Origin of the sequence: Clostridium caldaquaticum, assembly GCF_023806125.1 — a bacterium.
GTDB lineage: Bacteria > Bacillota > Clostridia > Clostridiales > Clostridiaceae > Clostridium_AT > Clostridium_AT caldaquaticum.
In genome coordinates this window covers 57,356-70,277 of the sequence record NZ_JAMSKT010000005.1, presented here as the reverse complement: position 1 = coordinate 70,277, position 12,922 = coordinate 57,356, and the positions used below count along the sequence as shown (strand labels likewise).

General features: G+C 31.3%; 14 protein-coding genes. All 14 read left to right on the top strand.

Going from position 1 to position 12,922, the window contains the following annotated elements:
- Position 1: 1 nt before the first annotated feature.
- The 14 genes from M2651_RS04315 (at position 2) to M2651_RS04255 (ending at position 12,919) form a co-directional block, all read left to right on the top strand.
- Positions 2-1,633, top strand: coding sequence for an ABC transporter permease (locus M2651_RS04315; RefSeq protein ID WP_252131112.1), 1,632 nt, complete (start codon positions 2-4; stop codon positions 1,631-1,633).
- A 5-nt stretch (positions 1,634-1,638) separates the two neighbouring features.
- The gene (locus M2651_RS04310) at positions 1,639-2,271 is read left to right on the top strand and encodes an ABC transporter ATP-binding protein (RefSeq protein ID WP_252131111.1); all 633 of its coding nucleotides are present in this window, start codon (positions 1,639-1,641) and stop codon (positions 2,269-2,271) included.
- Positions 2,272-2,554: 283 nt separating this feature from the next.
- Entirely contained in the window at positions 2,555-3,796 is a 1,242-nt protein-coding gene (locus M2651_RS04305; RefSeq protein WP_252131110.1) for a uracil-xanthine permease family protein, read from the top strand.
- A 131-nt stretch (positions 3,797-3,927) separates the two neighbouring features.
- On the top strand, positions 3,928-4,479 hold the full coding sequence (locus M2651_RS04300) for an IS91 family transposase (RefSeq protein ID WP_434062135.1): 552 nt from the start codon (positions 3,928-3,930) through the stop codon (positions 4,477-4,479).
- Positions 4,480-4,572: 93 nt separating this feature from the next.
- Positions 4,573-4,752, top strand: coding sequence for a hypothetical protein (locus M2651_RS14485; RefSeq protein WP_434062134.1), 180 nt, complete (start codon positions 4,573-4,575; stop codon positions 4,750-4,752).
- A 176-nt stretch (positions 4,753-4,928) separates the two neighbouring features.
- The gene (locus tag M2651_RS04295) at positions 4,929-6,158 is read left to right on the top strand and encodes an IS110 family RNA-guided transposase (RefSeq protein WP_252131109.1); all 1,230 of its coding nucleotides are present in this window, start codon (positions 4,929-4,931) and stop codon (positions 6,156-6,158) included.
- Between the two features lie 269 nt (positions 6,159-6,427).
- Positions 6,428-7,024, top strand: coding sequence for a prepilin peptidase (locus M2651_RS04290; protein ID WP_252131108.1), 597 nt, complete (start codon positions 6,428-6,430; stop codon positions 7,022-7,024).
- Between the two features lie 31 nt (positions 7,025-7,055).
- On the top strand, positions 7,056-8,237 hold the full coding sequence (locus M2651_RS04285; protein ID WP_252131107.1) for a sensor histidine kinase: 1,182 nt from the start codon (positions 7,056-7,058) through the stop codon (positions 8,235-8,237).
- Positions 8,218-8,895, top strand: a complete 678-nt coding sequence (locus M2651_RS04280; protein WP_252131106.1) for a response regulator — start codon at positions 8,218-8,220, stop codon at positions 8,893-8,895. The genes M2651_RS04285 and M2651_RS04280 overlap by 20 nt, the downstream gene beginning before the upstream one ends.
- Before the next feature lie 134 nt (positions 8,896-9,029).
- A complete protein-coding gene (locus M2651_RS04275; protein ID WP_252131105.1) occupies positions 9,030-9,203 on the top strand; it encodes a Flp family type IVb pilin in 174 nt (57 codons plus the stop codon).
- 147 nt (positions 9,204-9,350) lie between these two features.
- Complete coding sequence (locus tag M2651_RS04270; RefSeq protein ID WP_252131104.1) at positions 9,351-9,743, top strand: TadE/TadG family type IV pilus assembly protein; 393 nt, start codon at positions 9,351-9,353, stop codon at positions 9,741-9,743.
- 11 nt (positions 9,744-9,754) lie between these two features.
- Positions 9,755-10,648 carry a pilus assembly protein TadG-related protein gene (locus M2651_RS04265; RefSeq protein ID WP_252131103.1) on the top strand — a complete coding sequence of 298 codons (894 nt, stop codon included), beginning with the start codon at positions 9,755-9,757 and terminating at the stop codon, positions 10,646-10,648.
- Between the two features lie 84 nt (positions 10,649-10,732).
- Positions 10,733-11,650 (top strand): Flp pilus assembly protein CpaB, encoded by a 918-nt coding sequence (cpaB, locus tag M2651_RS04260; RefSeq protein ID WP_252131102.1) that lies wholly within the window; start codon positions 10,733-10,735, stop codon positions 11,648-11,650.
- Between the two features lie 117 nt (positions 11,651-11,767).
- The gene (locus M2651_RS04255; RefSeq protein WP_252131101.1) at positions 11,768-12,919 is read left to right on the top strand and encodes a CpaE/TadZ family protein; all 1,152 of its coding nucleotides are present in this window, start codon (positions 11,768-11,770) and stop codon (positions 12,917-12,919) included.
- The last annotated feature ends 3 nt before the right edge of the window (positions 12,920-12,922 follow it).

Genomic DNA, 12,922 nt, shown 5'->3' with positions numbered 1-12,922 from the left:
TATGAATAAAATTAGCTTAAAAAGGAACTTAAATGGATGGTCTATTATAAGTTTTGTAATTGTAATATTAATTCTATTACCTAGTGTTGAAATTGTTTTGAATTTAATAAATCCAGTTAATGAAAACTGGGCACATATTAAGCAGTATATGCTAAAGGTATACATTGCAGATAGTATAAAACTAACAATAGCAGTAGTTTTATTTACTGTGATAATAGGAGTTTTAACGGCATATTTTGTTACATTTTATGATTTTCCATTTAGAAGATTTTTTAAATGGATATTAGTTCTCCCAATGGCTATACCACCATATATAGGAGCTTACACATATAATGGACTTTTAAGTTATACAGGCATAATACAGTCTCTTCTTCGAAATAAATTTAATGTTGTAGTTGATCAGAGGTATTTTAACATAATGTCTCTTAAAGGGGCTGTGTTTATATTAACTATATTTTTGTTTCCCTATGTATATTTAATAACAAAATCATTTTTAGAAAAACAGTCAGCAACACTTGTTGAAAGTGCAAGACTTCTAGGTAAGGGAAATGTAGCTATATTTTTCAAAGTTATAGTTCCAATTTCAAGGGTTGCCATCGTAAGTGGGGCAACACTTGTGGCACTTGAGGTTTTAAGTGATTATGGTGTTGTTTCGTATTTTGGTGTTCAAACATTTACAACAGCAATATTTAAAACTTGGTTTTCACTTGGAGATGTCGAGTCTTCGGTTAGAATTGCTGCAATACTTATGGTTGGTGTTGTATCTGTAATTTTATTTGAAAAATTCATGAGGGGAAGAAGAAAATATAGTTATAGTAATACTAAAATTAAACCTGTTTCAAGAAAAAGATTAACAGGTATTAAAAAGAATTTAGTTGTAGGCTTTTTTACTATAATATTTCTACTATCATTTTTAATACCAACATTACAACTACTGTATTTTGCATCTTTAACATATAAACGTGTTTTGAATAGTTCGTTTATAATGATGTCTTTAAATACACTGACTTTATCAATTACGGCAGCACTTGTTATTACAATAATATCTCTAGTTATAGGGAACTATTGCAGCATTCATGAAGGAATTCTATCAAAAATAATTTCGAAAACAACAATGGTTGGATATTCAGTCCCAGCAGCTGTAATTGCAATTTCTGTAATATTATTGTTTGTTAATATAGATAGAAATCTAAAATGGCTTTATTTAATGATAAATGAAAACTCCAAAACGCTTATTCTTTCCACTAGCATATTTATGCTTTTCTTTGCCTATGTTATAAGGTTTTTAGGAGTTTCATATCAAGCAATAGAGTCGGGATATGAAAAGATGGGAAAAAAGTTCTTTGAAGCATCTAGATTGCTTGGACAAAGTACATTCAAGACATTTATAAAAATAGATATTCCTATGTTAAAACCAGCCATAATAAGTAGTCTTGTACTAGTTTTTATAGACATTATAAGAGAACTTCCTTTAACTCTTTTATTAAGGCCATTTAATTTTAATACCCTAGCAACAAGAACATTTGATTACGCTGCAGATGAAATGCTTCAAGAGGCATCTGTTCCAGCAATTGTAATTATATTAATTAGTATAATTGCAATAAGTTTTATAAATAGGGTTGATAAGGAGTAGGTAGTATGTATTTTGTTATAAAAAATTTGAGTTTTAAATATAAAAATGCTAAGGATTATCAAATAAAAAACTTTAATTTAGAGATTGAAAAGGGAGAGATAGTTGCACTTCTAGGGCCAAGCGGAAGTGGGAAAAGCACTATACTTAGATTAATATCAGGGCTCGAAGTGCCAAGTATGGGTGAGATAATAGTTGAAAATAGTACACTATATAATAAAGATATATTTATTGAGCCAGAAAAAAGAGGTATAGGTATGGTATTTCAAGACTATGCGCTTTTTCCTCATATGACTGTTGAGAAGAATGTTTTGTTTGGGGTTGGTAATGTAGATAAAAAGGAAAAGCAAAGAATATTAGATGAAGTATTAGAACTAGTAGACATGAAAGACTTTAAAAAAAGATATCCCCATGAACTAAGTGGAGGACAACAACAAAGAGTAGCAATAGCAAGGGCACTCGCCCCAAAACCTTCACTTATACTGCTAGACGAACCATTTAGCAACCTAGACGCAAACCTTAGAAAAAAGATAAGAAATGAAATCAAAGACATACTAAAAAAATCTCATACAACATCAATATTTGTTACACATGATATAGAGGATGCCAAGGACGTGGCAGATAGGATAGCTAATATATAACTAGTGCCAAATAGGTTAATTGAAAATTTGAAAATAAAATTAGTATTTCGTTTTCTCCTATTTGGTACTCAAAAAAGTGTTGCAATGCACAATTTACCATGATATAATGATAAAGATGAATGAGTTCTTTAAATCAGTCCCGTGAGGCTGGTAAGAGAGTGGATGGATATCTATATGTATATTTGTGCGTCTATAACTTCTTACCAGCAGGGTGAGAAGTTTTTTTAATGTCTAAAAACTTTTAAATCAGTCCTGAGAGGCTGAAAAAGGAGGAGGAATTATAATGGCACAAGAGGTTTTATCAAAGGAATTATCAGTTCAAGAAGTTTCTACTTGGGAAAAGGTAAAAAGAGTTATACTAGCAATTCAACATTTAATTGCAATGTTTGGAGCAACAGTTTTGGTTCCAATTCTAACAGGTCTTGATCCATCAGTTTCAATCTTTTCAGCAGGTCTTGGAACAATGATTTTCCACTTCTGCACAAAGAAAAAAGTACCTGTTTTCTTAGGTTCATCATTTGCATTTATCCCTGGTATACTAGCAGTAAAACAAGTATATAACGGAGATTTAAGATATGCACAAGGTGGAATAGTTGTAGCAGGTCTAATCTATGTAATAGTTTCATTCTTGGTTGAAAAGATAGGAGTAGAAAAGATAAGAAAGGTACTTCCTTCACAAGTTGTAGGACCAATGATAATGGTTATAGGACTTAATCTAGTTCCAGTTGCATATGGAAGTGCAAAGACAAATTTCACAGTATCAATATTTACACTTCTTACAGCAGTATCAGTTACAGTTTTAGGAAAAGGACTTATAAAGCAATTATCAATAATAATAGGGGTAACTGTTGGGTATATCCTATCAGCAGGTATGGGAATTGTAGATACAGCGGCAGTTAAGACATCACCAATTTTCGCAGTGCCAAATTTCACTCTTCCAAAGTTCGATATAGCGGCAATAGCAATAATAGCACCAGTTGTTCTAGCAGTTTTCATGGAGCATATAGGTGATATTACTACAAATGGAGAAGTTGTAGGTAAAGATTTTATAAAGGATCCAGGATTAAATAGAACACTACTTGGAGATGGACTTGCAACAATGGTGGCAGGACTAATTGGTGGACCTGCAAATACAACATACGGTGAAAATACAGGAGTTCTTGCAATAACTAAAAACTATGACCCATCAATCCTAAGAATGACAGCAGCATTTGCAATGATTCTAGGGTTTGTAGGAAAGGTTGGAGGATTCTTAAAGACAATACCAGTACCAGTTATGGGTGGAATAAGCTTTATGCTATACTCAATGATAGCTCTAATAGGTGTTCAAACAATAAAGAACAGCAAAGTTGAATTTAATATAAAGAATATAATAATAATGGCAACAGTTTTAATACTAGGACTTATGCCAACATATGCAGGAGTTAATATAGGAATACCTGTAACAAAAACAGTAAGTATATCAGGATTAAGCTTTGCGGCAATAGTAGGTGTTGCTGTAAATGCAGTGTTAAATAGAAAGTAAAAAGTTAAACAGAGGATAGAAATAAAAAAAGCCTTAGGAAAAAATAAGCTCCTACGGCTTTGATATTTTTTTACTCTATAGGAAACTATAAAAATTAAAATCTGTGGATAACTTGTGGTAATATTAATATTATGGATACGAAAAAGATAACTATTAAAGAAATATTAATTGATAGATATGATGACTTTAAAAACAAATATTGGTATAGGGTTTCTGAGAATATGCGACAGCATATAGATTTTTTAGTAAATAAGGCTATTAATTGTAGTGATATCAAGAATGGATTTGCTGAATATATTTGCGGAGCATGTGGAGATATAACTAAAGTACCTTTTACATGTAAAAGTAAGTTTTGTAATAGATGTGGTAGGCTTTATACACTAAAATGGGCAGAAAAACAACAAGAAAACATGTTGAGAGTTGTTCATCGACATAGTGTATTTACAATGCCTGAAGAGCTAAGAAATTTCTTTTATAGCAGGAGGGAATTATTAAAAGAACTACAGGATGGCGTATATAATGTTATTTCTCATTGGTATAAAAAGAAAAAGAAGTGTGATTACGAGGTAGGAGTAATTGCGGTAATACATACATTTGGTAGAGATTTGAAATGGAATCTACATGTACATGCTTTAGTTACTGAGGGAGCTATAGATAAAAAAATAAATGGTGGAAAAGTGTAGAGTATATACCATATCCGTTTTTAAAGAAAGCATGGCAAAAGATATTGTTAGATATAATTTAAGAAACATTTTAATTGTTATAAGACAAGACAATTGATTAGCAGTATGTATAAAAAGTATCCTAAAGGATTTTATGTAAATGCAAAAAGAAGACTAGATGATACTAGACAAGCAGTTAAGTATATAGGTATATACCTTGCTAGGGCTGCGATAGCTCCCCATGAAAAATTATTTTCACCACAAGATGATGAAAACTTCTTAGCTTGGCAATAATCCTAAATATCGGTAGATAATCGGATGGCATTGATACTGCGAGTTCGCGCGATAGCTTGATTTGGCTTCTTTTATGGATCGAAGATTGTCGCTTCCAGTAACCGGGAAAGCACGCGGAATAGATTATTCTATTTTAAAGAAGCTTACCGATAATATATTTTTTAAGGAGTATTGTTATGCAAGTTGTATACAAAAAGTGTTGTGGATTAGATGTTCATAAAAAAGTGGTTGTTGCCTGTTTTATTAATGGTAAAAATAAAGAAACCCTAACATTTGGAACAATGACCGAAGACTTAATTGAACTAGTTGAGTATATTAAAAAAAGTAGTTCTGAAGCTGTTGCCATGGAGAGTACAGGTGTGTTTTGGAAACCAATTTATAACCTACTAGAAGCAGAAAATATTAAAACACTAGTAGTAAATGCAAAACACATGAAAGCAGTTCCAGGAAGAAAGACTGATGTTAAAGATGCTGAATGGATAGCAGATCTCTTAAAGCATGGACTTCTTAGAGCAAGTTATATTCCATCACGTGACCAGAGAGAACTAAGAGAGCTTATAAGATATCGAAAAAGTATTACTGAAGAACGAACACGTGAAGTTACTAGAGTGCAAAAAATTTTAGAAGGTGCAAATATTAAAGTATCCTCTGTAGCATCAAATATTATGGGTGTATCTGTAAGAAAAATGTTAGATTCTATTATTGATGGCAACTTAAATCCTGAAGCTTTATCATTGTTAGCTAAAGGTACATTAAAGAATAAAATACCAGAACTACAAAAATCTTTAACTGGGCTAATTGGTGAGCACCAGAAGAAGTTACTTTCAGTTCAGCTTCAACATATTGATTTTATTAATAAACAAATTGAAGATTTATCAAAAGAAATTGAAAGTAGAATGCAAGATGATAGAGAATTAATAGAATTGATAGATAGTATACCAGGTATTGGACAAAGAGCAGCAGAACTTATTATTGCAGAAATTGGTACTGATATGAGCAGGTTTCCTACGGCAAATCATTTAGCTTCATGGGCTGGTTTATGCCCTGGTAATAATGAAAGTGCTGGTAAAAAAAAAAGCGGACAAATTCGTGAGGGTAATAAACATTTAAGAGCTATTCTAGTTGAAGCTGCTTGGGTTAGTGCTCGTATGAAAAATACATATTTTTACTCACAGTATCATAGAATTGCTGCTCGTAGAGGTAAACTTCGAGCTGCTGTTGCCGTTGCTCATTCAATTCTAATAGTAATTTATCAAATTCTATCTAAAAAAATACCATACCACGAGCTTGGTTCAGACTATTTTAACTCATTAAATAAGGACACAAAAGTAAAGAAATTAACAAAACAATTAGAGGCACTTGGATATACGGTTACTATGCAAGAAGCTTCAGCTGCTAAGAGCTAATATATATTCTTAGTTTTTTGAAATCTTCGATTTCAAAATAGGGGGACTTTTTTTGTCTTTTTTCAAACACTTTTTGTTGCAGATATTGAAGTTTTCGGAATAGCAGAATATAGAATTAGTAACTTAGGGACGGTTATCAAATTTAAGCATTTTTAAAAAGCTAATTATTGATAACCGTCCCTTATTCTTCTTATTCCCTTGTTTATTTTTTGCTATTGTATATAATTAAATTAAACATATCATTAAAAGTGAGCGTAAAGAGGATTTGTATGACAATAATAATTTTTCTAATAGGATTACTCATTGGTTTTTTACTAAACTTAGCTTCAAATAGAATTTATTACCATATTTCGGGAGAAAAAATAAAATCAATAAACTTTTTTATTGTTACAGTTAGTGCAGTATTGTTTTTAATACTTTTTATAAAGTTTGGTTTAGATAAGTTATTTATTAAAGGTGTTGTAATGTCTGCAATTCTTATTGTTGTTTCATTTGTAGACTTAAGATATGAAATCATACCAGACAGGCTTTGTATTATTGCATTAATATGCGGTTTATTTTTTGTATTTTCAGGAGATATATCTTTTATAAAGAGTTTATCTGGTATGCTTACAGGAGGAATTATCCTGTTTCTCTTAGCCCTTATCCCAGGGGCTTTAGGCGGTGGGGATATTAAATTAATGTTTGGTATTGGAGCTTTTTTGGGCACATATAAGGTTTTATGGGCAATTTTTATAGCTTTTGCCTTATCCGCAGTTATTAGTATTTTTTTATTACTTTTTAAAGTAAAAGGGGCTAAAGATTATATTCCCTTCGGACCATTTCTAGCTTTAGGCAGTTTTCTTTCCTTTTTGATATTTACATAAATTTATCGCCATATATGAAGGGGATGTTAAGATGAATAATGTTGAATTAGATATTGATGCTATTAATAAAATAATCAAAAAAGTAATAGAAGAAATAGGCCTTAGCAGAGGACAAATACTTGAAATAGTTGATAGTATAAGAATTGAGCAGGAAGGCTTAAAAACGCAGCTGGTTCAAATAAAGAAGGATATTGCACAGGTAATCGATGAAGTAGATAATCTTGAAAAGCAAGATAAAGTAATGAGAAAAAGACTGGCAGAGGTATCTGCAGACTTTCATAAATATACGGAAAAGGATATTAAAGAAGCTTACGAAAAAGCTTCTGATATTAGAGTTAAATTCTTTACTAAGAAAAATGAAGAAAAGGCGCTAAGAGAGAGAAGAACACAATTAGAGCTGGCGCTTAAAAGGTCAGCTGAAAATATAGAAAGTGCTGAAAAAGTAATCAATCAGATAAGTATTGCACTAGGATATTTAGAAGGTGATATATCTTCAGCTTTAGGAGAAACAGATAAAAATTCTGAGATGTTTCTTGGTATAAAAATACTGGAAGCTCAAGAAAATGAAAGGCGCAGGATAGCAAGAGATATTCATGATGGACCAGCACAGCATATGGCTAATGCTGTAATGAAGGTAGATATTTGCAATATAGTTCTTCGAAAAGATTTAGAAGAAGGGCTTAAGGAACTCTCTAGTTTAAAAGAAAGCGTGAAGATAGCACTAAAGGAAGTTAGAAATATTATTTTTGATTTAAGACCAATGTCTTTAGATGATTTAGGACTTAATGAAACTGTGCAGCAAATGATAAAAGCAATTACTCAAGAAGCTGATATTGATATAAAATTAAAGTTAAAACCTATAAAGGAAGAAATAGAACCTATAATACAGGTAGCTGTGTATCGTATAATTCAAGAGGTATTTAATAATATTAAAAAACATTCCAAGGCAAAACATGCAGAAATAAAGCTGGATTTTGGAACAAAGTATTTGATGGTTGTTATATCAGATGATGGAATTGGTTTTGATGTGGAAGAAACTTTAAAGTCTGTGAAAACTAAAGGAGCTTCTTATGGTCTTATAGGCATACTTGATAGAGTTAATCAGCTTCAGGGAGAAATTGAAATAAAGTCTTTGCCAGGTTCAGGAACCACATACAGCGTTAAGCTTCCTATTAATCGTGAGGTGATCAGGGATGAAAAAAGAGGTAATTAAGGTATTGATTGCGGATGATCATGATATTATCAGGCAGGGACTTAAAAGAATTATTGATTTTGAAGAGGATATAAGTATTATTGGAGAAGCGGAGAATGGTGAAAGGGCTTTAAAGCTTTTGGAAGAATGCAGTCCCGATGTAGTACTTCTTGATTGTAATATGCCTCTTAAAAATGGTATAGAAGTGCTGGAAATTATAAAGAAACAAAATGAGAACATTAAGGTTATTATGCTTACTATTGAAAATGACAGAAGAACTATACATACTGCTATTAATATTGGAGCAGATGGTTATATGTTAAAGGATTCTGCTGGCACGGAAATTGTAAGTGCTATAAAATCGGTTTATAATGGGGAAAAGTATATTGACAAGTCCTTAGTTTCTTTGCTTTTTCTTGATATAAGAAGCAAGGATAAAAAAGAGGGCAATATTTTAGATAAGCTTTCAAAAAGAGAAGTTGAAGTACTTATTAGAATTTCTGATGGTCTAAGCAATAAGGAAATTGGAAAGCAGCTTTATTTATCAGAAAAAACAGTAAAAAATTATGCTACTAACTTATTTAAGAAGATAAATGCAGATGATCGTGTTAAAGCAACAATTATTGCAATTCAAAATAATATTAGAGAGTATTATAAGATAAAGTATGGAGATAACTAGGGACTTTGGTCCCTATTTTTTTATGACTTTTTAACTTAGCATAATGTGACGCTTGTAATCTGCAATATCAAGAAAATAAGTAATATAATAATATCAAGAAGGAAAGAAAAGATAAAATAAAAGGAGGAACGGATATGCTGCAAATATTTAAGTCTTATGCATTTTCAAAGCTAAGAAATAAAAAGGGACAAGGCATGGTTGAATATGCATTAATAATAGGACTTGTGGCCATAGTAGTTATTGCAGTTTTAGTATTATTAGGGCCAGCAATAAGTGCTAAGTTTCAGGAAATAATAGACGCACTTTAATAAAAGGCAATAATTAAGAAATTATAAAAATTAATCCACACACCAAAAATAATAAAATCACATCCACGTTTTTAAATGCTCTAATCAGGAAGAATTTGATTAGGGCATTTAAAGTATATGGATATCTTTTGTAAATTGGGAGAGGTTATGTTGAAAAATTTAAAAAATAAAAAAGGGCAGGCATTAGTAGAATTTGCAATTATACTTCCTCTGTTACTCTTATTAATAATGGGTATTGTTCAATTTAGCATGATTATAAATTCTTATCTTTCCATACAAAATGCAGCAAGAGAAGGAGCAAGAGCAGGAATACTAGGAAGTTCTGATATTGAAATTAAAAATATAATTAAAGCAGTCTCTCCAAGCTTAGAGGCTTCTAATTTAACAGTAACTATAACGCCTACAGAAAGCAGCAGAAAATCTGGTGATACTTTAACTGTAAAGATAGATTATAACTATCCTCTTATAGTACCTATAATAAGCAGTATTTTTAATGATGTTGTAACTTTAAGTACACATATTTCTATGAGAATAGAATAGGAGGAGCTTAAATGAAAAGGCTTAATAATAAAGGTAATGCTGCTATTTTATTATGTTTATTAGTTGCTGCAATATTTGGATTTGCAGCTTTTGCCATAGATATAGGATTGGCATATGTAGAAAAAGCAAAATTAATTAATGCTATGGATTCAGCGGCTTTAGCAGGAGCACTTGAACTGCCTGATAATACTGATAAAGCAAAGAAAGCTGCTGCAGAATATCTTGAAAAAAATGAATTAAAATTAGAAGATGCAATAATAACAGTTGGTGAAGATAAAAGAAACATTCAAATAAAAGGGACTAAAAATGTAAAACATTTCTTTGCTCCTGTAATAGGTATAGAAAACAGCAAAGTAAGTGCATCAGCTAAAGCTGTTATTGGTTATGCAAAGTCAATAACAGGAGGAATAAGACCTTTTGCAGTTCAGATTTTCGACTTTTCTTATGGAGATATAGTAACTCTTAAGCAAGATGCAGGTGATGGCTACAACGGTAATTATGGGGCTGTAGCACTTGGTGGACAAGGTTCCAGCGTTTTTAAGGCAAATGCTCTTTATGGGTACAACGGTAAAATATCAGTAGGAGATTACATAGATACAGAGACAGGTAACATGGCGGGAGCAACTAATGAAATTAAAAATTATATAAATTCAGAAATAAGTACTTTTAATAACTTTCCCAGGTATTCTATAAGATTATGGACGCTGCCTTTAGTTGACAGCTTTGAGGTTAATGGAAAAGGGCAAATTAAGGTTACAGGTTTTGGTAAGTTTTATGTTGAAGATATACAAAATAAATCAGGTAAGATAGAAATAACGGGTCGATTTGTTAAGTTTGTTACTAATGCTGAAATAGATATGAATTTAAAAGATACAGGTTTATATGGAGTAAAATTATCTAAATAGATATGTTTTAACAAGTTAAGTCTATGCAAAGGTGCGTAAAGATTAATAATTTTTACGTGTTTTTGAAAAATATTGGAGGTAAAAATGAAAAATACTGGTCAAAGACTCATATTGTTATCTTTCGTTTTAGCACTTTTGGCAAGTTTAGCCGTTTTTATGTACCTAAAATCCTTGAAAAAGCCAAAGGAAACTGTTAAAAGTACTGCAATTTTAGTTGCAGCAGAAACTATACCTGCAAGAACGCTGATAGATAAAAATATGATTAAGTCTATTGAAGTTACTGACAATGCGATTTTCAGTGATTATATAAAGGATTCATCTGAAATTGTTGGAAAGTACACTAAGGAAACTATTGTAAAAAATGAAGGTTTTCATAAGGATAAGCTTATAAGTGAAGGAGAAGAAGAGCTTAGCTTAAAGATTGAGAAAAACCACAGAGCAATAACTATTAATGTTACAGGGGATTCTGGAGTTGCCTTTTTAATAAAACCTGGAGATTTTGTGGATATTGTTGCTTATTTATCAGAAAAAACTGATGGTGCAAAGGTAATTAGAGAAGAAACAGCAAAGATAATCCTGCAAAATATTGAGATACTTGCTGTAAACAAACAGTTAAATAGAGAAGAGAAAAAAACAGATAAAGAGTCTGAACAAGCAGTAAATACTTATTTAGTAACTTTATCAGTAAAAACTTCAGAGATTGAGAAGCTGGTATTAGCGCAAAACATTGGAAGTTTAAAACTGGCACTTAGACCAATAAAAGATGATAGTACTAACGAAACATATGGAATAACATGGAAAAAGCTCATTATGAAGGCAGAAGAAAATAAAGAACAGTATAAAAGCTATACAGTAAAGCGAGGAGACACTTTAAAAAAAATAAGTAAAGAGTTTTTTGGTGATGAAGATAAATATAAGTTAATACAAGAAGTAAATAATATAAATGATGAAGATATTATTGTAACAGGAGAAATAATTAAAATTCCTATTCTGGAGCCGTAGGAGGCATAAAGATTAATAATCTTTATGGTAAAAGGTCTAGACTTTTATGGGCAATCTAGCTTTAAGCAGGTGGTGAGTTTAGGTTGCCTGGAGTAGAGGTAATACAGGAGGAGTACCATGAAGAAAATTAAAATATTAGTTGCAGATGATATTGGAGAAACAAGAAGTGTAATAAAAAAGATTTTAAGTCTTGAAGACAATCTTTTTGAGATTGTAGGAGAAGCAGATAATGGAGAGGAAGTTTTAAGACTTATTCCTAAGGTAAAGCCAGATGTAGTTTTAATGGATATTAATATGCCTGTATTAAATGGTTTGGAGGCTACAGAAAGAATAACTGACGAGTATCCTTCTGTTATTGTAATTATAATGTCTGTTCAGGCAGAAAATGAATATTTAAAAAAAGCTATGTTTCATGGTGCCAAGGAATATATAATTAAGCCTTTTAATTATGACAGTTTAACACAAACAATTAAAGTTACTTATGATAAATATAAGGATAGACAGATAAGGGCTTTGGGCAGTAGAGAAGAAATTAGAGAAGGAAAAGTCATAGCTTTTTTCAGCTCAAAGGGGGGAGTCGGCAAGTCAGTTCTGGCTTTAAATTCGGGATTAGTTTACAGCAAGGAGAAAAACAAAAAAGTATTATTGTTAGATATGGACTTGCAGTTTGGAGATATTTCCATGCTAGTTAATGAATATAATGAAAAGACAATTCTTGATGCAATTGATGAAGGACAATTAGATTCCTATGAAAGTGTAATGCCCTGCCTTTATAAATACAATGAAAATTTAGATATTCTATTTGCACCAGGGAAACCTGAGGCAGCAGAGTATATAACAAAGAATAGTGTTGAAAAACTTATGAATTTATTTAAGAAAAAGTATGACTATATACTCATAGATACAGGTGTTAATTTCAGCGACATTACTCTTTATGTTTTAGACTATGCAGAAAAAATAGTTTTTGTATCGAATATGGATATTGTATCACTTAAAAATACAAAGCTTGGACTTAGGGTAATGCAGTCTCTTGGATATGATAAAAACAAGGTAAAGCTTGTTATAAATAGATATAAAACAGATTACGGAATAAGCAGGAAGGATGTAGAAGAGGTATTTAAAGATGGAATTTTTGCAGTAATTCCAGAAGAGGAAAAAACTGTGCTTGTTTCAATAAATAAAGGAGAACCCTTTTGTTCAGGTACTAAGTATAATAAGTTAAAGATAGGTAAAGCTATTGAAAAACTATGTAAGGATTTAGTTGATTAGGAA